The sequence below is a fragment of the Enterobacter cloacae complex sp. 418I7 genome (genome assembly GCF_050030705.1).
In the GTDB taxonomy this organism is placed as follows: Bacteria; Pseudomonadota; Gammaproteobacteria; order Enterobacterales; family Enterobacteriaceae; genus Enterobacter; species Enterobacter intestinihominis.
In genome coordinates this window covers 462,710-480,999 of sequence record NZ_JBLGUU010000001.1, presented here as the reverse complement: position 1 = coordinate 480,999, position 18,290 = coordinate 462,710, and the positions used below count along the sequence as shown (strand labels likewise).

The window sequence follows — 18,290 nt, the reverse complement described above, 5'->3', positions numbered from 1 at the left end:
ATGACCAAGTGGTCGGATCACCTGCTCACAATAAGGAAACACCATGACCCTACGTAACCTCCTGGCAGCAGCTTGCCTGTTGCTGCCGCTGATGGCTTCCGCGCACAACATTGAAAAAGGACAACGTGTCCCGCCGGTCGGCATTGCTGACCGGGGAGAATTGATTCTCGACAATGATAAGTTTAGCTACAAAACCTGGAATAGCGCGCAGCTTGCGGGCAAAGTGAGAGTTGTACAGCATATTGCCGGACGTACATCCGCTAAAGAGAAAAACGCCACCCTCGTGGAAGCGATCAAGGCCGCAAAACTCCCGCACGATCGCTACCAGACCACCACCATCGTGAATACCGACGACGCGATTCCCGGCTCCGGGATGTTTGTGCGCTCAAGCCTTGAGAGCAATAAGAAGCTCTATCCCTGGTCGCAGTTTATTGTCGACAGCAACGGCGTGACGCGTAAGGCGTGGCAGCTGGAAGAAGAGAGTTCAGCGATTGTTGTGCTGGACAAAAACGGTCGCGTACAGTGGGTTAAGGACGGCGCGCTGACGCAGGATGAGGTGCAGCAGGTGGTTGCCCTGCTGCATAAGCTGCTGACTCAGTAAAGTGACACCCTGAAGCCAGGATTGAGGAATGACTCGCGCGGGGTGTAGTCCAGTGGCTTACCCTGCCAGTCATGCACATGCGCGCCTGCGGCCGCAGCCACCGCATGCCCTGCCGCCGTATCCCAGACGTTCGTCGGCCCGAAACGGGGGTACAACTGCGCCTGCCCTTCCGCCACCAGACAGAACTTCAGCGACGAGCCAATCGACGTCGTCTGGTGTTCCCCCAGCTGTTGCAGGTACTCCTCCAGCTCGCTGTCGCTGTGCGAGCGGCTGATCACCACCAGCGGAGGACGGGCATCTCGCACCTGGATCTGCTTACGCACGCCGCACTCTTCCTTCCAGGCTTTACCTTCCGCCGCGCTGTACATCACCTTCATCACCGGGGCATAAACCACGCCAAGCACCGCCTTTCCTTTTTCAATCAGGGCGATATTCACGGTAAATTCACCGTTACGCTTGATGAACTCTTTCGTGCCGTCCAGCGGGTCCACCAGCCAGTAACGCTGCCAGTGCTGACGTTCGTCCCAGCCCTGGGGCGCTTCTTCAGAAAGGACCGGAATATCCGGCGTCAGGGTCTGCAAACCTTTCAGGATCACCGTATGCGCCGCGATATCCGCCGCTGTCACCGGGGAGTCGTCCGCTTTGCTGACAACATCCATCGGTTTCGCACCGTCGTACACCTGCATAATGGCATCACCCGCATCCCGTGCGAGCTGACAAATTTGATCTAACATTCTCCACCTCTTCGTTAACGCAGTGGGCATAACTTATTGTTTTAGTTATATCGTAATGTGAACAATTCCGCTATCTGTGAAGCAATTCTGGTTTCAGCGTTCTTTTTTCTGGCAGCATTCACACTTCTGTAAGCAACAAATACTACATACATACTCTTTTGTGGCTTGGATCGAAAAAAGGACTCCTCAGATGATTAAGTTTAGCGCAACGCTCCTGGCAACGCTGATTGCGGCAAGCGTTCAGGCAGCGACGGTGGATCTCCGCATTCTGGAAACCACCGATCTGCACGGCAACATGATGGACTTCGATTACTACAAAGATACGCCTGTCGAAAAATTCGGACTGGTACGTACGGCAAGTTTGATCAACGCCGCCCGCGGTGAAGTGAAAAACAGCGTGCTGGTCGATAACGGGGACTTAATTCAGGGCAGCCCGCTCAGCGACTACATGGCGGCGAAGGGGCTGAAGAAAGGCGAGATCCATCCTGTTTATAGGGCAATGAATACGCTGGACTATGCCGTCGGCAACCTGGGCAACCACGAATTTAACTACGGCCTGAAATACCTGCACGATGCGCTGGCAGGGGCAAAATTCCCGTACGTTAATGCCAATATCATCGACGTTAAGACGAAAAAGCCCCTCTTTACCCCTTACCTGATTAAAGAGACCGAGGTTGTCGACCAGGACGGTAAAAAACAGACGCTGAAAATCGGCTATATCGGCTTTGTGCCGCCGCAGATCATGACGTGGGATAAAGCCAACCTCGACGGGAAAGTAACCGTCAACGACATTACCGAAACGGCGCGCAAATACGTGCCGGAGATGCGGGTGAAAGGCGCAGATGTGGTGGTCGTTGTGGCCCACTCTGGCCTCTCGGCCGACCCGTATCAGGCGATGGCTGAGAACTCCGTGTATTACCTCAGCCAGGTACCGGGCGTGGATGCGATCCTGTTTGGTCACGCCCACGCCGTCTTCCCGGGCAAAGATTTCGCCAGTATCAAAGGCGTGGACATCGAAAAAGGGACGCTCAACGGTGTGCCATCGGTGATGCCGGGCATGTGGGGCGACCACCTTGGCGTGGTAGATCTGGTGCTGAATAACGACAGCGGGAGCTGGAAAGTCACGCAGTCGAAAGCGGAAGCGCGTCCGATTTATGATGCCGCGGCAAAAAAATCCCTGGCCGAAGAAGATAAAAAGCTGGTCGACGTCCTGAAGCATGACCACGACGCAACGCGTGAATTTGTCAGCAAGCCGATCGGTAAATCGGCTGATAACATGTACAGCTTCCTCGCGCTGGTACAGGATGACCCGACCGTGCAGGTAGTCAACATGGCGCAGAAAGCCTATGCCGAGCACTATATTCAGGGCGATCCGGATCTGGCCAATCTGCCGGTTCTGTCTGCCGCGGCGCCATTCAAAGTGGGCGGGCGTAAGAACGATCCGGCCAGCTACGTTGAGGTGGAAAAAGGCCAGCTGACCTTCCGTAATGCCGCCGATCTCTACCTCTATCCCAACACCCTCGTGGTGGTGAAAGCCACCGGGAAAGAAGTGAAGGAGTGGCTGGAGTGCTCTGCCGGACAGTTCAACCAGATCGATCCGCACAGCAGCAAACCGCAGTCGCTGATAAACTGGGACGGTTTCCGCACCTACAACTTCGACGTGATCGACGGCGTGGAATATCAGATTGATGTAACCCAGCCCGCGAAATATGACGGCGAATGTCAGGCCATTAATCCGCAGGCAGAACGCATCAAACACCTGACCTTCAACGGCAAAGCGATTGATCCGAATGCCACTTTCCTGGTGGTGACCAACAACTACCGCGCCTATGGCGGTAAGTTTGCCGGTACGGGTGACAGCCACATCGCCTTTGCCTCACCGGATGAGAACCGTTCGGTGCTGGCGGCGTGGATTAGCGCGGAGTCGAAAAAAGCGGGTGAAATTCATCCGGCGGTGGATAACAACTGGCGTCTGGCACCGATCCACAGCGACACGACGCTGGATATTCGCTTTGAGACATCACCGTCCGATAAAGCAGCCGCGTTTATCAAGGATAAGGCACAGTATCCGATGAAACAGGTCGCGACGGATGATATTGGGTTCGCGATTTATCAGGTGGATTTGAGCAGGTAGCGATGATTGTGCCGGGTGGCGCTTGCGCTTACCCGGCCTACGGGATCGAGGATTGCGGGTAGGCCGGGTAAGGCGAAGCCGCCACCCGGCATTTCATGCCGCACGATCGTCCCGATTCGCCATCACCTTCGGCGTATTCACCTCAATCCAGTCAGCCAGCGCGGCCACCTTCTCGCTCACCTCCAGCCCCATCGGCGTCAGGCTATATTCCACGTGCGGCGGCACAACCGGATAAGAAACGCGATCGACAAACCCGTCCTGCTCCAGCGCCTGAAGCGATTGGGCCAGCATCTTCTCGCTCACACCGCCCAGCTTGCGGCGCAGATCGCTAAAACGATGCGTCCCCTGACGTAACGCCACCAGGATCAGCACGCCCCAGCGGCTGGTAACATGTTTGAGCACTTCCCGTGACGGGCACTGTTCTGCGAAGAGATTGCCATCGCGCATTTGCTCGCTGAGCGTCGGTATCGGTGTTTTCATACTTACCTTTTTGTGCGTACTTACTAAAAGTTAGTTATGGTGATAGTGTGCCACAACACCAGACAAACACGAAGGAGATTCATCATGATCGCGATTACCGGCGCAACCGGCCAGCTTGGCCAACACGTTATTGAAGAACTGCTGAAAACCGTTCCGGCCAGCCAGATCGTGGCTATTGTGCGTAACCCGGCAAAAGCCGACGCCTTAAGCCAGCGGGGAATTGTGGTACGTCAGGCGGACTATACCGACCAGGCCGCGTTCACCACCGCCCTGAACGGCGTGGATAAGCTGCTGCTTATCTCCTCCAGCGAAGTGGGCCAGCGCGCCGCACAGCATCAGAACGTGATTAACGCCGCCAAAGCCGCCGGGGTGAAACTTATCGCCTACACCAGCCTGCTGCATGCGGATACCTCCCCGCTGGGTCTGCACGTTGAGCACGTCGAAACCGAAAATGCACTGGCGGCTTCAGGCGTGCCTTACGCCCTGCTGCGCAACGGCTGGTACACCGAAAACTACCTGGCAAGCGCGCCGCCAGCGCTGGAACACGGCGTATTTATAGGTGCCGCAGGCGAAGGCAAAATTGCCTCTGCGACCCGTGCGGATTACGCGGCGGCTGCGGCAAAAGTGATTTCTGAAGAGGGTCACGCCGGCAAGGTGTATGAACTGGCAGGTGACAATGCCTGGACGCTGAGCGAACTGGCTGCGGAGCTGAGCAAGCAGAGCGGTAAGCCGGTAACGTATCAGAACCTCAGCGAAGCCGATTATGCCGCTGCACTGAAAGGCGTTGGTCTGCCTGCCGGGCTGGCGGAGATGCTGGCGGATTCCGATACCGGTGCGTCCAAAGGCGGCCTGTTTGACGACAGCCGTACCCTGAGCAAACTGATTGGCCGTCCGACCACGCCGCTGGCGGAGAGCATCAAAGCCATTCTGTAATTGTTAAGAATTGGTTATTTTTTGTGGCATCCCTTCGGGTCATCTCGGATAATGAAGCGATGACCCACAAGGAGGCTCACCGTGCAAGGCGTACCGGAACAGTTTACTGATGAGAGAGACAGCGCGCGCTTTCGCCATCTGGCGCAGTTGCCGGGTCTGGAGCTATATCACGCGCATATTGCTGACTACGCCTTTGAGCCTCACACGCATGAAGCCTTCGGTATCGGCACCATTGAAACCGGCGCCGAACGCTTCCGCTATCGCGGTACCCAACACTTAGCCGCTGAAAAATCGGTCGTGACCATGAACCCGGACGAGATCCACACGGGCGAATCCGCCACCGAAGGCGGCTGGCGCTACCGGATGGTCTATATCGAACCCGACCTGCTGGAAGAAGTCACCGGCCTTCGCCACTGGTGGTTTAGCGACGTGACCCGCCACGACCCGCTGCGCTCGCAGCAAATTGGCCAGCTGATTTACGGCCTTTGGCATACGAACGATGCGCTGGCACAAAAAGGGTTGCTGCTGGATCTGATTGAGACGTTCCAGCCGCTGGCCCGTCACGCGCCGGTAGCCCGGGAGGGCGCGCACCGCTTCGAGCGCGTTCGCGACTATCTGCACGACAACTATATGCGCGCGCTCACCCTGGACGAACTGGCGAGCGTCGTGTCGCTCAGCCCGTACCATTTCCAGCGCCAGTTTAAGGCCCATTTTCACGTCACCCCACACCAGATGCTGATGGCCATCCGGCTGTGGCGCGCCAAAGCATTCCTCACCCACGGCATGCCTGCCGCCGAGGTGGCCGCCGCAACGGGGCTGACCGATCAGTCTCACCTGACCCGCGCCTTTACCCGCCGCTACGGCATTACGCCCGTGCGTTACCAGAAGCAGGTTTCGCCGCGCTAATGCGCAACCTCATACAATACGCGTGCATCTGTGCCTCCTACACTGGCTACAACATGTATTACTGTGGACGAAAAGATGATTAGCGGCGTGTTGTATGCCCTGCTTGCAGGGTTGATGTGGGGGCTGATTTTCGTCGGCCCGCTGATTGTGCCTGAGTACCCGGCAATATTGCAGTCGACCGGACGCTATCTGGCGCTGGGGCTTATTGCCGTGCCGCTGGCCTTGCTGGGGCGTGCGCGTCTGCGCCAGCTGAGTTGCCAGGACTGGCTCACCGCGCTGTGGCTGACCATGATGGGTAATCTTATCTACTACGTCTGCCTGGCGAGCGCCATTCAGCGTACCGGTGCGCCGGTGTCGACCATGATTATCGGCACGCTGCCGGTGGTCATTCCGGTTTTCGCAAACCTGCTTTATAGCCAGCGAGACGGGAAACTGGCGTGGTCAAAAATGGTGCCTGCGCTGGTATGCATCGCCGTGGGGCTGGTGTGCGTGAATATTGCCGAGCTACGCCACGGCCTCGAAAACTTCAGCTTGTGGCGTTACGGTTCTGGGATCTTTCTGGCGGTTATTTCAGTTGTCTGCTGGGCCTGGTATGCCCTGCGCAACGCACGCTGGCTGCGGGAAAACCCGGATAAGCATCCGATGATGTGGGCGACGGCGCAGGCGCTGGTCACGCTTCCTGTCTCGTTGCTGGGCTATGTGGGTGCATGTATCTGGCTAGGTAGCCAGCATCCGGATTTCGCCCTGCCCTTCGGACCGCGCCCGTGGGTATTCGTCGGGTTAATGGTCGCCATTGCCGTGCTCTGTTCGTGGGTTGGCGCGCTGTGCTGGAACATTGCCAGCCAGAAGCTGCCGACGGTGATACTGGGGCCGCTGATTGTCTTTGAAACGCTGGCCGGGCTGCTCTATACCTTCCTGATGCGCCAGAGCGTGCCGCCGCTGCTAACGGCCTGCGGGATCGCGCTGCTGGTCGTTGGGGTGGTGATTGCGGTGAGAGCGAAGCCGGAAAAACCGATGGTCGTTCCGGCGTCGGAGGGGTGAGCTTTTCGACCAGCGGCGCTTAGCTTGCAGGGCCTACAAAACCGTAGGCCGGGTAAGCGTCAGCGCCACCCGGCACAGTATCAGAACGTTTCCCAGTTCGCTTCAGACGCCGCTACGGGCTGCGCTTTAGGTGCATAGGTCTTTACCGGCGCGGCTTTCACCGCCTGGTTACGGGTGATCTTAAACACCGCCACCGCGTCGTTCAGGCGCGCGGCCTGATCTTCCAGCGCCGCCGCCGCCGCCGCAGACTCCTCCACCAGCGAGGCGTTCTGCTGGGTAACGCGATCCATCTCCGCCACCGCCTGGCCCACCTGGTCGATACCGCGGCTCTGTTCGTCGGAGGCCGACGCAATCTCACCCATGATGTCAGTCACGCGCGTAACTGCATTGACGATCTCTGCCATCGTCGCGCCCGCTTCATTTACCAGCTGAGAGCCCGCGTTAACGCGCTCGCCGGAATCATCGATCAGGGCTTTGATCTCTTTCGCCGCCTGAGCGCTGCGCTGGGCAAGGGTACGCACCTCACCCGCGACAACCGCGAAGCCACGCCCCTGCTCGCCCGCACGCGCCGCTTCTACCGCCGCGTTCAGCGCCAGAATATTGGTCTGGAAAGCAATGCCATCGATTACGTTGGTAATTTGCGCAATTTTGCTGGAACTGGTGGCGATTTCGTCCATGGTGCGCACCACGCCTTCTACCACATTTCCGCCCTTCTTCGCGGTGGAGGAGGCGTCCAGCGCCAGACGCGACGCCTGACGCGCGTTATCGGCGTTTTGCTTCACGGTGGCGGTTAACTGTTCCATGCTGGCTGCCGTCTCTTCCAGAGAAGCGGCCTGCTGCTCGGTGCGAGACGAGAGATCGTTGCTGCCCGCCGAGATTTCACCCGCGCCGGTGTAGATGGTATCTGCGCCTTCACGCACTACGCCCACCGTGTTGGCCAGCGCAGTCTGCATCTCCTGAACGTTGCGCGCCAGGATCGCCATTTCATTTTTACCCTCAGCCTGAATCGGCTGGGTTAAATCCCCTGCCGCAATGGCGCGGATATGGCTGATCACCTCTTCCAGCGGCAGCAGCAGCACGCGGCGCATCGCAATCCAGCTGGAAATAATCACCGCGATCACCAGCAGCATCACCGCAGAGAGGATCCACAGAATGCGTTTGTAGTCGCTTTCATTGTCTTTGATGCCTTTGTCGGTGAGCGCGGCCTGCGCCTCGCGCCATTCGCGATAGACCTTTTGCATCGCGGTCTGCTTCTGTTCGGCATTTTGTTTGAACATATCTTCCAGATTGCCCTGCCCCAGCAGAATGTTCATTTGCGTCAGCGTGGCGGAGTAGATGCGGTAGTGCTCTTCCAGCCTGTCGGCCAGGTGCTCGTCCATACCCGGCGTTTCCGGCAGCGCGTAATATTTATCGTAATGTGTCTGGGCATCAGCCAGCAGGTTTTTCGCGGTATTGACCAGCTCGTTCAGCTGCCCGCCGTTAATCTGCGACGCCATGCTGCTTTGCAGACGCAGCATGCCGCGGTTAAGGGTAACACGCGCCTGATTCAGGCTGATCCAGGCGTCGGTAAACTCCGCGACGTTCTGGCTGGAAAGCTGAGAAACGGTGAAGTTCTCTTTGTCGTTATTGAGCGCATTAATGAAAATGCCAGCGGAGATCAGTTGCATGATGCCGAGCACAAGCAGCACCGAAATCAAAAGAGTAATGACTTTTATACGTTTAAACATGCGTTGCCTTTTTTATATACAGGTATTGTCTGACCTGTATCTATCGGCACGCGCGGCAGGTTGTTTACTGTTTCTCCACCTTTAAAAACTTTCGAAAGCCCTTTTCTGCATTCAATCAGCAAGTTAAAAGCACGATTTTTTTGTGATCCCCTTCTCATTTTTACCCTTGCCTCTAAAGGGTTATAGTATCCACATAAAGATGCATTTAAAATGCATCTTATATTCCTGATGATGAGGTAACTGCTATGGCCTTCCGCGACCAACCCTTAGGCGAGCTGGCGCTCTCCATCCCTCGCGCTTCAGCGCTGTTCCGTAAATACGATATGGATTACTGCTGCGGCGGTAAGCAAACGCTGGCGCGCGCAGCGTCGCGTAAAGAGCTGGATGTAGAAGCTATCGAAGCGGAGCTGGCTAAGCTGGCAGAACAGCCTGTCGACAAAGACTGGCGCACCGCGCCGCTGGCTGAAATCATCGACCATATCATTGTGCGTTACCACGACCGTCACCGCGAACAGCTGCCGGAGCTGATTTTACAGGCCACCAAAGTTGAGCGCGTTCACGCCGATAAACCTTCCGTACCGCGCGGCCTGGCGAAATACCTGACCATGCTGCACGAAGAACTATCCAGCCACATGATGAAAGAGGAGCAGATCCTCTTCCCGATGATCAAACAGGGCATGGGCAGCCAGGCAATGGGGCCAATCAGCGTGATGGAAAGCGAACATGATGACGCCGGCGAACTGCTGGAAGTGATCAAACACACCACCCACAATGTCACACCGCCGCCAGAGGCGTGCACCACCTGGAAAGCCATGTACAACGGCATCAACGAGATGATCGACGATCTGATGGAACACATCAGTCTTGAGAATAACGTTCTGTTCCCGCGTGCATTATCGGGTAAATAAAAAAGCCCGGTGGCGCTAGCGCTTGCCGGGCCTACAACATCCTCGAACGTAGGCCGGGTAAGCGTCAGCGCCACCCGGCAACATGCTTAACGCATGCCTGCCATCCGTTTCTTACCGATAAACAGCCAGCCCAGCCCCAGCGCGATAAACCACAGCGGCGTGACGATCAGCGCCTGACGGGTATCTTCTTCCAGCGTCAGTAGCACCAGTACGAAGACGAAGAATGCCATGCACACCCAGCACATCAGCTTGCCCAGTGGCATCTTGTAGATCGACTTCTCATGCAGATGTGGACGCTGTTTGCGGTACACCAGGTATGAGCAGAGGATGATGGTCCAGACGAACATAAACAGGATCGCCGACACCGTGGTGATCATCGTGAACGCGCCGATTACGCTCGGGTTAACGTAGAGCATCACCACACCGCCCAGCAGACAGATGCAGGAGAAGGTCAACCCTTTCGCCGGTACCGCGCGTTTTGAGAGTTTGGCGAACGCGCTCGGGGCAACCCCCTCCTGCGCCAGACCAAACAGCATACGGCTGGTGGAGAAGACGCCGCTGTTCGCGGAAGAGGCCGCAGAGGTCAGCACCACGAAGTTAATCAGGCTCGCGGCAGCAGGCAGCCCCACCAGCACGAACAGCTCGACGAACGGGCTCTTGGTTGGCACTACTGAGCTCCATGGCGTCACGGACATAATGATGATCAGCGCGAACACGTAGAACATGATGATACGCAGCGGAATGGAGTTGATCGCGCGCGGCAGGGATTTCTCCGGATCTTTAGTTTCCGCCGCCGTGGTTCCCACCAGCTCAATCCCGACAAACGCGAACACCGCAATCTGGAAACCGGCGAAGAAGCCGCTGATGCCTTTCGGGAACCAGCCGCCATCATTCCACAGATGGGCAAACGAGGCCTGAACGCCAGTTGGCGACTGGAAGTGCGTCAGCACCATTACCAGCCCGACGACAATCAGCGCGATGATGGCGACGATTTTGATCATCGCGAACCAGAACTCCATCTCACCGAACATTTTAACGGTCGCGAGGTTGAGGCTCAGCAGCAGGACAATCACCGCCAGCGAGGCGACCCAGTCCGACAGGCCGGGGAACCAGAATTGGGCGTAGGCCGTAATAGCGACAACATCCGCCATGCCGGTAACCACCCAGCAGAACCAGTAGGTCCAGCCGGTAAAATAGCCCGCCCACGGGCCAAGCAGGTCTGACGCGAAGTCGCTGAAGGATTTGTATTCGAGGTTCGAGAGCAGCAATTCACCCATTGCACGCATCACGAAAAAGAGCATAAAACCGATGATCATATAAACGAAGATGATCGACGGGCCTGCAAGACTGATAGTTTTGCCCGAGCCCATAAATAGCCCTGTGCCGATGGCGCCGCCAATGGCAATGAGCTGAATGTGACGGTTCGTGAGATTTCGCCGTAGCGACTGTTCAGACGTCGCCTCTTCTGCGGCGGCGACTTTGACCTGATCTACCATGTGATATTTTCCTGTTTATGCCTGTCTGTGTTGTTAAGGCTCTTCTGGCCTTTAAATACGCCAAATAAATGACGGTCCCTTTGTAAGGGCTTATCGATAGTAGGTAAGAATCGGCGGGATGAATACTATGATTTGAATATTATGTTAATAATATGTTGAAAATGAGTGTCATATCACTCATACAGCGCGAAACAGCTCACAAAAATACACGTAACAGTTTCGTTTGCAATACAAAATGTTGATTCCGTCGTAACTCCAGGTTTTATCGCTATTTTCCTCTCCCCGATCGGAGAGAGGAAAATAAGAAAAACCGATTACAGGATTTCCAGCAGTTCGACTTCAAACACCAGGGTGCTGAATGGCGGAATGGACGCGCCAGCGCCACGCTCGCCGTATGCCAGGTTGTGCGGGATAGTCAGTTCCCATTTTGAACCTACTGGCATCAGGGTCAGGGCTTCGATCCAGCCTGCAATCACGCCGTTGACCGGGAATTCAGCCGGTTCGCCACGCGCGACGGAGCTGTCGAACACGGTGCCGTCGATCAGCTTACCGGTGTAGTGTACGCGAACGTGGTCGGTACGCGCCGGGATTGCGCCATCACCCTGATTGATTACGCGGAACTGCAAGCCGGACTCGGTGCTGTTCACGCCTTCACGCTCACGGTTCTCTTCCAGATATTTCACGCCTTCTGCCGCCATCTCTTCGAAACGCGCGCGACGTACGGCGTCAGCACGTTCGTGGATTTCACGCAGCGCACGGTGCACAACGTCAACCGGCACAGCGGGCTGCTTGCCTTCCAGCGCGTCAGCGATACCCGCCACCAGCGCTTCCGGTAACAGACCTTCCAGGCCGGATTCGCTCAGCTGCTGTCCTACCTGCAAGCCGATGCCGTAGCTTGCCTGCGCTTCGATAGTGTCAAAAGTCGGGGTGGTCATGGGTTTTCCTTCCATCACATTTAAAGTAGCGGGCAGCATATCAGCCATGCCCTTATGGGTAAAACTTTGTCTTAAGTAAAGGTGACAAACTGCGACGAAACGGAAACAATAGTAGCCGTCAGGATTTTCCCTAATATATGTCACGAAAGCTGGCTTTGTTACGCCCATCAGGCAGTTAGCAAACTACACTTCTCAGGACAGGATAAAAAGACGCGGAGCAGGAGGAGAGCCATGCCCGGGCGATTTGAACTGAAACCTACCCTGGCGAAAATCTGGCATGCGCCGGATAACTTTCGCATCATGGACCCGCTGCCGCCTTTGCACCGCAGAGGCATTATCATCGGCGCGTTGCTGATGGTCATCGGTTTCCTGCTTCCTTCCGGCAGTGACAACGTTGATACCGCGCCGGTCAGCCGGAATGCTGAGCTGGATATCCAGTCGCAAAGCCAGCCGCAGCCTGATTCACAGCCGATGCAGACGCAGCTGGTCACACCGTCTAACGATCCGGGCCAGGTTGCGCCGGTTGAACCTGAACCGGTTCAGGAAGATCAGGAGCAGGCCGCCGCCCCTTCAGAGCCACAGGCGCAACAGCCCACCGGCATTGAGCAGCAGTGGCGTTCGTATCGCGTAGAGCCTGGGAAAACTCTTGCCCAGCTGTTCCGCGACCACAATCTGCCGGCAACGGATGTGTATGCCATGGCGCAAGTCGAGGGGGCAGGCAAACCGCTCAGCAACCTGCAAAATGGTCAGATGGTGCAGATCCGCCAGAATGCCAGTGGGGTGGTGACCGGGTTAACGATCGATACCGGAAACGGGCAGCAGGTACTGTTTACCCGCCAGCCGGACGGCAGTTTTATCAGAGCACGTTAATAGCCCAGGCCGGGTAAGGCGAAGCCGCCCCCCGGCACTTTTGTTCTCAGGCACGACGTTTATTCACCCACCAGATCCCCGAGCAGACCAGCACCAGCGCAATCGCGTATTTGATGTCCAGAATGTCTTCGCCGAGGAATATGGCGGAGAGCACCGTTCCTGCTACAGGTATGACAAAGTTGAACGGGGCAATCATACTCACGCGGTTCACTTTCAGCAGCGCGCTCCACAGGGCGAACGCCACGGATGAGAGCAGCGTCAGATACCCCAGCACGGCGACGGCCTTCATGCTATGCACCTCCAGCGCCCCGCCCGTGGCATAGCCTCCCACAACCAGTGCCGCCCCGCCTATCGCCAGCTGCCATCCCGTCATCACCGTCGGGTCAACGGTCTGGGAAATGCGTTTCCCGTAAAGCGTGGCCGCAGAGAGAATAAAGGCCGCCAGCACCACAAATCCGTCACCTTGCCAGACAAACTGGAAATCACTTAACCCGCCGTGGAAGTTCACCAGCATCACGCCGGTAAAGCCCAGAACACAGCCCAGCGTTTTGTTATAGCTGAGTTTGTCGTTGTGGTAGATAAAGTGCGCCAGCAGCACGCTGAAGAAGGTCCCGGTGGCATTCATGATCGAACCGTTCACCCCGGTGGTGTAAGCAAGGCCGATATAAAAGAAGGTGTACTGGATGGTGGTCTGGGTCAGCCCGAGGATCGTGAGCTGACCAAACTGCGTGGGTGTGAGCCTGCCAATCGGTTTACGTTGGGCCAGGGCAAAGAGCAGCAGCAACGCACCGGCAAACAGAAAACGGTATCCAGCAAAGACGACTTTGGACGGAATATCATCGGTCGCGATCTGGAAGAGTTCGTAGCCGCTTTTAATGGCCGGGTATGAGCTTCCCCAAAGCAGACAGCAGAGCGTGGCGCAGGCATAGGCCACATTTCGACGGGCAAAGACGGGCGTGGGCAGAGCGGTATCCATGACAAATCTCATAAATAAAATTGCGTTTCAATTTATTATCAGAGAATGCATCAGGAATAGCGACCTTACAATCGCAAAACATGACGTAGGGTCACGCTAAAAAGCAAAACGCCGGCACAAGGCCGGCGCTTCGACGTGAGCAGAGTAAAAAATTACTCAGCTACTACGTTAACAACCAGTTTAGCGAACACTTCGCTGTGAACCTGGAAGTCAACTTCGTGCTCACCAGTGGTACGCAGAACGCCGTTCGGCATGCGAACTTCGCTCTTAGCCACTTTAACGCCTGCTGCAGTGACTGCATCAGCGATATCGCGGGTACCGATGGAACCGAACAGTTTACCTTCGTCGCCAGCTTTAGACGCGATGGTAACGGTGCCCAGTGCGTTGATTGCTTCAGCGCGAGCGTTAGCAGCCGCCAGAACGTCAGCCAGTTTGGCTTCCAGTTCAGCACGACGTGCTTCGAAAAACTCTACGTTTTTCTTAGTAGCTGGAACAGCTTTACCCTGTGGTACCAGGAAGTTACGAGCGTAACCCGCTTTAACGTTTACCTGATCACCCAGGCTGCCCAGGTTTGCTACTTTATCAAGCAGAATAACTTGCATTACCTTATCCTCTTAAAGTCGTATTAATGGACCGTGCCCGATTACTGATGACGATCAGTGTACGGCAGCAGAGACAGGTAGCGAGCGCGTTTGATAGCGCGAGCCAGCTGACGCTGATATTTTGCACGAGTACCGGTGATACGGCTTGGGACAATCTTACCGCTTTCGGTGATGTAGTTTTTCAGCGTTGCGATATCTTTATAGTCGATCTCTTGAACGCCTTCCGCGGTGAAACGGCAGAACTTGCGACGACGGAAATAACGTGCCATTTGGCTAGTCTCCAGTATCTATCAAATCAATCTGCTCGGCATGCAGAACCATTTTGCTCAGGCCGTTCTTTGCCTTGTGGCAAGAGATGAACCCCTGAACGATTACTGCACTACCGACCGTTAAACTGTGAGTAATGGCCTGGTTTTCGTGTCCGCTAATGATAACGGGCATTTGGCACCACGCCTGCCGGTGAAACCCGGCTTCCTCTTGCACAGAACGATGCTCAAGCACGAACTGGCAATGCGGAATTCCTGATGGGCTGACCTTTCGAAGGGGGGTCCTGCACACGGTGCCGGACAACACCAGACGGTTGGTCATCAGAAATTACTCTTCAGAATCCCCAGCATCAGAATCATCTGCGGTTTCGTTTGCGAAATCATCGCGACGCTCACGGCGCTCGTCTTTCGCTTTAACCATCGGAGATGCTTCGGTCACTGCGTGTTTGGTACGCATAACCATGCTGCGGATAACGGCATCGTTGAAGCGGAAGGTAGTTTCCAGCTCATCAATCACTTCCTGCGGCGCTTCAACGTTCATCAGAACGTAGTGAGCTTTGTGCAGTTTGTTGATTGGGTAAGCCAGCTGACGGCGGCCCCAGTCTTCCAGACGGTGGATCGTGCCTTCTGCACCAGTGATGGCAGCAGAGTAACGCTCGATCATACCCGGAACCTGTTCGCTCTGGTCAGGATGGACCATAAAAACGATTTCGTAATGACGCATCGAATTGCTCCTTACGGATTATTCAGCCTCCTGTCTGGGTCAGCCGAGGCCCGGGGAGGCAAGGAACGTGTTAAAGGTCGGCTGAAAAATTGACGCGTCATAATACTTGCGCGCCCCGCTAAACACAAGGTGATTGCACAAATAATTCGCACAAAGGGTAAAGCTGTTCTAAGTGGGTGATTTAAAATCTCACTTATCAGAAACGCTGTTTTTTTGAACAACACCATCAGAAATGGTCACCCATCGCAACCCGAGTAGCGATTACACTTTAATCAGAAGCCTTAAGCAGAGAAGGAGAGCATTACCCCATATCACAGCACGCAGTCGTGGAGCGCATATCATGAAAAGAATCGCATTCGCCATTTTGGCTGCGCTTTTGCTCAGTGCAAACGCGATGGCAGCCATCAAGATAGACAGCCGACAGGCCAGAAACATGGATGATGTGCAGAGCTTAGGCGTTATTTACATCAATCATAACTTCGCCACTGAAAGTGAAGCAGATCAGGCGCTTAATGAAGAAACCGATGCGCAGGGCGCAAAATACTATCACGTCATACTGACACGTGAGCCCGGCAGCAACGGCAATATGCGCGCCAGTGCAGATATTTACCAGTAACGCTTTATCTCCAGCACCAGGAAAGCCAACGAAAATCATAGCTATATATGATTGCCCCCTGCCGGGGGCTTTTTTTATGAATGGCTCCGGAATACCACCGGTTACAACTGTTTCGGTATTCCAGAGCACTTATTCACTTCTGCCCGTAATAAGCATTCGGGCCGTGCTTACGCATGAAATGCTTGTTCATCAGATAATCATCAATGCCCTGAAGCTGTGGGTTAATGCCGCGCGCAATCCACGCCATTCGAGCCACCTCTTCCATCACCACCGCGTTATGCACGGCGTCATGCGCATCTTTACCCCAGGAGAATGGACCATGCTGGTACACCACAATACCCGGCGTATGCAGTGGTTCCGTCTCACCCAGCGTTTCGATAATGACCCTGCCGGTGTTAAGTTCGTACTCGCCTTCGACCTCAGCCTGCGTTAACGCCCGCGTGCAGGGAATATCGCCGAAGAAGTAGTCCGCGTGCGTCGTACCCAAAGCAGGGATCACCAGCCCGGCCTGTGCCCAGGCGGTGGCGTGCGTGGAATGGGTATGCACAACACCACCCAGGGACGGGTAACGCTGGTACAGCGCCAGATGGGTTGCCGTATCTGAAGAAGGACGCCATTTGCCTTCAACAACGTGTCCTTCCAGGTCAACCACCACCATATCGTCCACTTTCATGGCGTCATAGGCCACGCCGCTCGGCTTAATCACCACCAACCCCTGATCGCGATCGATGGCGCTTACGTTGCCCCAGGTAAACGTCACCAGTCCATAGCGCGGGAGATCCATATTGGCCTCAAAGACCTGCTGTTTCAGCTTAAGCATGTTCCGCCTCCAGTAAGCCTGCCCGCGCCATGCGCTCGCGCACCCAGTCCCGGGCTTTCGCCACTTCTGCCGCCGGGTCGTCCGCGGTTTCGCTCCACATCTCAATCAGGTAAGGTCCGCAATAACCTGTCTGTTTGAGCGTCTGGAAGCACCGTTCGAAATCCACCACCCCGGTGCCGAACGGTACGTTTTTAAACACGCCGGGACGGGTATCTTTTACGTGCACCGCCACGATATGCCCGATGCCCGCCTGAAGCTCCATCTGTACGTCGTTATCCCATGCCGACAGGTTGCCGATATCCGGATAAAGCTGGAACCACGGATTGTTCAGATAGTGCGCGTAGCCCAGCGCCTTGCTGATGGAGTTCATCAATGGATAATCCATGATCTCCATCGCCAGCGTCACCTGCGCACGGCTTGCCATCTCAACGCTCTCTTTCAGGCCGTCACGGAAACGACGGCGCGTCTCATCGTTGGCTTCCTGATAGTAAACATCGTAACCCGCCAGTTGGATCACGCGGATGCCAACATCCTGTGCAAAGCGAATGGCTTTACGCATGATCTCCAGCCCTTCGGCGCGTACGGCATCATCTTCGCTGCCAAGCGGAAAACGACGGTGAGCGCTCAGGCACATGGATGGCACGCGCACGCCGGTTTCGGCAATGGCGCTCACCAGCGCCAGACGCTGGTCGCGGCGCCAGTCCAGGCGAGAAAGACGCTCGTCCGTCTCATCCACCGACATTTCGACAAAATCGAAACCCAGCTGCTTCGCCAGCTGTAACCGCTCCAGCCAGCACTCCCCCGCAGGGAGTGCCTTTTCATAGATGCCAAGCGGGACCTGTTTTGACAACATACCCGCTCCTTAACCCCAAAGCTGAGCGATTGAGCGTTTGAACTGACGCGCCGCTTCCACCGGAGACGCAGCATCACGAATGCTACGACCGGCAATAAAGACGTGAATCGGGATACCCTGGAACAGCGGCAGATCCTCCAGCGCCAGGCCACCGGTGACGGTCACTTTGAAGCCCATATCGGCCAGACGTTTGATCGCGCTGATATCAGCTTCGCCCCACGCCACACCTGCGGCCTGCGCATCACGGCTACGGTGATAAACCACCTGCTGGATACCCGCTTCGCGCCACTCCTGCGCCTGCTCCCAGGTCCAGAAACCAGTCAGTTCAATCTGCACGTCGCCGTTGAACTCTTTCGCCACGTCCAGCGCGCCTTTCGCGGTGTTGATATCCGCACAGCAGATCACGGTGACCCAGTCGGCGTTGGCTTCAAAGCACATGCGAGAGAGAATTTTGCCCGCATCGGCAATTTTGGCATCCGCCAGCACGATTTTATGCGGATAGAGCGCCTTCAGGTCACGAACCGCACGAACGCCTTCGCCCACGCACAGAATGGTGCCGACTTCGATGATGTCCACCTCTTCCGCAATCAGACGGGTGGTTTCGTAAGCGTGAGACAGCGTCTGGTTATCCAGCGCGACCTGCAACATTGGTAATGACATTTTCAATT

The 18,290-nt window shown here is 55.9% G+C and carries 21 protein-coding genes; 8 read left to right on the top strand and 13 right to left on the bottom strand.

Annotated elements, in window-relative coordinates; translation table 11 throughout:
* The first annotated feature begins 43 nt into the window (after positions 1 to 43).
* Positions 44 to 601, top strand: coding sequence for a YtfJ family protein (locus ACQG0S_RS02355; protein ID WP_017694658.1), 558 nt, complete (start codon positions 44 to 46; stop codon positions 599 to 601).
* Here ACQG0S_RS02355 and cysQ read toward each other — a convergent pair.
* Entirely contained in the window at positions 595 to 1,335 is a 741-nt protein-coding gene (gene cysQ, locus ACQG0S_RS02350; RefSeq protein ID WP_022646848.1) for a 3'(2'),5'-bisphosphate nucleotidase CysQ, read from the bottom strand. The genes ACQG0S_RS02355 and cysQ overlap by 7 nt on opposite strands.
* A 190-nt stretch (positions 1,336 to 1,525) precedes the next feature.
* Between cysQ and ACQG0S_RS02345 the strand changes: the two genes are divergently transcribed.
* Positions 1,526 to 3,469 carry a bifunctional 2',3'-cyclic-nucleotide 2'-phosphodiesterase/3'-nucleotidase gene (locus tag ACQG0S_RS02345; protein WP_048966060.1) on the top strand — a complete coding sequence of 648 codons (1,944 nt, stop codon included), beginning with the start codon at positions 1,526 to 1,528 and terminating at the stop codon, positions 3,467 to 3,469.
* Positions 3,470 to 3,562: 93 nt separating this feature from the next.
* Here ACQG0S_RS02345 and ACQG0S_RS02340 read toward each other — a convergent pair whose 3' ends face one another.
* A complete protein-coding gene (locus tag ACQG0S_RS02340) occupies positions 3,563 to 3,949 on the bottom strand; it encodes a winged helix-turn-helix transcriptional regulator (protein WP_022646846.1) in 387 nt (128 codons plus the stop codon).
* 84 nt (positions 3,950 to 4,033) lie between these two features.
* On the opposite strand from ACQG0S_RS02340, the gene ACQG0S_RS02335 reads away from it, so the two are divergent.
* The 3 genes from ACQG0S_RS02335 (at position 4,034) to ACQG0S_RS02325 (ending at position 6,829) form a co-directional block, all read left to right on the top strand.
* Positions 4,034 to 4,882, top strand: coding sequence for an SDR family oxidoreductase (locus tag ACQG0S_RS02335; protein ID WP_022646845.1), 849 nt, complete (start codon positions 4,034 to 4,036; stop codon positions 4,880 to 4,882).
* 81 nt (positions 4,883 to 4,963) lie between these two features.
* Positions 4,964 to 5,788, top strand: coding sequence for an AraC family transcriptional regulator (locus ACQG0S_RS02330; RefSeq protein WP_023299151.1), 825 nt, complete (start codon positions 4,964 to 4,966; stop codon positions 5,786 to 5,788).
* A gap of 75 nt (positions 5,789 to 5,863) precedes the next feature.
* Positions 5,864 to 6,829 carry a DMT family transporter gene (locus ACQG0S_RS02325; protein WP_045307818.1) on the top strand — a complete coding sequence of 322 codons (966 nt, stop codon included), beginning with the start codon at positions 5,864 to 5,866 and terminating at the stop codon, positions 6,827 to 6,829.
* An 80-nt stretch (positions 6,830 to 6,909) separates the two neighbouring features.
* On the opposite strand, the gene ACQG0S_RS02320 is transcribed toward ACQG0S_RS02325, so the two are convergent.
* Positions 6,910 to 8,556 (bottom strand): methyl-accepting chemotaxis protein, encoded by a 1,647-nt coding sequence (locus ACQG0S_RS02320; RefSeq protein WP_045307817.1) that lies wholly within the window; start codon positions 8,554 to 8,556, stop codon positions 6,910 to 6,912.
* 245 nt (positions 8,557 to 8,801) lie between these two features.
* Between ACQG0S_RS02320 and ytfE the strand changes: the two genes are divergently transcribed.
* Complete coding sequence (gene ytfE / locus ACQG0S_RS02315; protein ID WP_023299148.1) at positions 8,802 to 9,464, top strand: iron-sulfur cluster repair protein YtfE; 663 nt, start codon at positions 8,802 to 8,804, stop codon at positions 9,462 to 9,464.
* An 86-nt stretch (positions 9,465 to 9,550) separates the two neighbouring features.
* On the opposite strand, the gene cycA is transcribed toward ytfE, so the two are convergent.
* A complete protein-coding gene (gene cycA, locus ACQG0S_RS02310) occupies positions 9,551 to 10,960 on the bottom strand; it encodes a D-serine/D-alanine/glycine transporter (RefSeq protein WP_022646840.1) in 1,410 nt (469 codons plus the stop codon).
* 314 nt (positions 10,961 to 11,274) lie between these two features.
* Positions 11,275 to 11,895 (bottom strand): FKBP-type peptidyl-prolyl cis-trans isomerase, encoded by a 621-nt coding sequence (fklB, locus tag ACQG0S_RS02305; RefSeq protein ID WP_008502892.1) that lies wholly within the window; start codon positions 11,893 to 11,895, stop codon positions 11,275 to 11,277.
* A gap of 231 nt (positions 11,896 to 12,126) precedes the next feature.
* On the opposite strand from fklB, the gene ACQG0S_RS02300 reads away from it, so the two are divergent.
* A complete protein-coding gene (locus ACQG0S_RS02300; RefSeq protein ID WP_045307816.1) occupies positions 12,127 to 12,765 on the top strand; it encodes an OapA family protein in 639 nt (212 codons plus the stop codon).
* Between the two features lie 46 nt (positions 12,766 to 12,811).
* On the opposite strand, the gene ACQG0S_RS02295 is transcribed toward ACQG0S_RS02300, so the two are convergent.
* From ACQG0S_RS02295 to rpsF, 5 genes are all read right to left on the bottom strand, one after another.
* Complete coding sequence (locus ACQG0S_RS02295; RefSeq protein ID WP_038415152.1) at positions 12,812 to 13,741, bottom strand: DMT family transporter; 930 nt, start codon at positions 13,739 to 13,741, stop codon at positions 12,812 to 12,814.
* 152 nt (positions 13,742 to 13,893) lie between these two features.
* On the bottom strand, positions 13,894 to 14,343 hold the full coding sequence (gene rplI / locus ACQG0S_RS02290; RefSeq protein WP_006810372.1) for a 50S ribosomal protein L9: 450 nt from the start codon (positions 14,341 to 14,343) through the stop codon (positions 13,894 to 13,896).
* 41 nt (positions 14,344 to 14,384) lie between these two features.
* Positions 14,385 to 14,612 (bottom strand): 30S ribosomal protein S18, encoded by a 228-nt coding sequence (rpsR, locus tag ACQG0S_RS02285; RefSeq protein WP_000135199.1) that lies wholly within the window; start codon positions 14,610 to 14,612, stop codon positions 14,385 to 14,387.
* A 4-nt stretch (positions 14,613 to 14,616) separates the two neighbouring features.
* On the bottom strand, positions 14,617 to 14,931 hold the full coding sequence (gene priB / locus ACQG0S_RS02280; protein ID WP_022646836.1) for a primosomal replication protein N: 315 nt from the start codon (positions 14,929 to 14,931) through the stop codon (positions 14,617 to 14,619).
* A 6-nt stretch (positions 14,932 to 14,937) separates the two neighbouring features.
* Entirely contained in the window at positions 14,938 to 15,333 is a 396-nt protein-coding gene (rpsF, locus tag ACQG0S_RS02275; protein ID WP_003856034.1) for a 30S ribosomal protein S6, read from the bottom strand.
* 340 nt (positions 15,334 to 15,673) lie between these two features.
* On the opposite strand from rpsF, the gene yjfY reads away from it, so the two are divergent.
* Positions 15,674 to 15,949: a DUF1471 family protein YjfY gene (gene yjfY, locus ACQG0S_RS02270; RefSeq protein ID WP_023299144.1), complete on the top strand. Its 276-nt coding sequence runs from the start codon at positions 15,674 to 15,676 to the stop codon at positions 15,947 to 15,949.
* A 133-nt stretch (positions 15,950 to 16,082) separates the two neighbouring features.
* Here the strand turns inward: yjfY and ACQG0S_RS02265 are convergent, their stop codons facing one another.
* From ACQG0S_RS02265 to ulaD, 3 genes are read right to left on the bottom strand one after another with little or no spacing between them, the layout of a single operon-like run.
* Positions 16,083 to 16,769, bottom strand: a complete 687-nt coding sequence (locus tag ACQG0S_RS02265) for an L-ribulose-5-phosphate 4-epimerase (protein ID WP_048966061.1) — start codon at positions 16,767 to 16,769, stop codon at positions 16,083 to 16,085.
* Complete coding sequence (locus tag ACQG0S_RS02260; protein ID WP_022646833.1) at positions 16,762 to 17,622, bottom strand: L-ribulose-5-phosphate 3-epimerase; 861 nt, start codon at positions 17,620 to 17,622, stop codon at positions 16,762 to 16,764. Before ACQG0S_RS02260 ends, ACQG0S_RS02265 begins: the two co-directional genes overlap by 8 nt.
* A gap of 9 nt (positions 17,623 to 17,631) precedes the next feature.
* Complete coding sequence (gene ulaD / locus ACQG0S_RS02255; protein WP_017694667.1) at positions 17,632 to 18,282, bottom strand: 3-keto-L-gulonate-6-phosphate decarboxylase UlaD; 651 nt, start codon at positions 18,280 to 18,282, stop codon at positions 17,632 to 17,634.
* Positions 18,283 to 18,290: the final 8 nt, after the last annotated feature.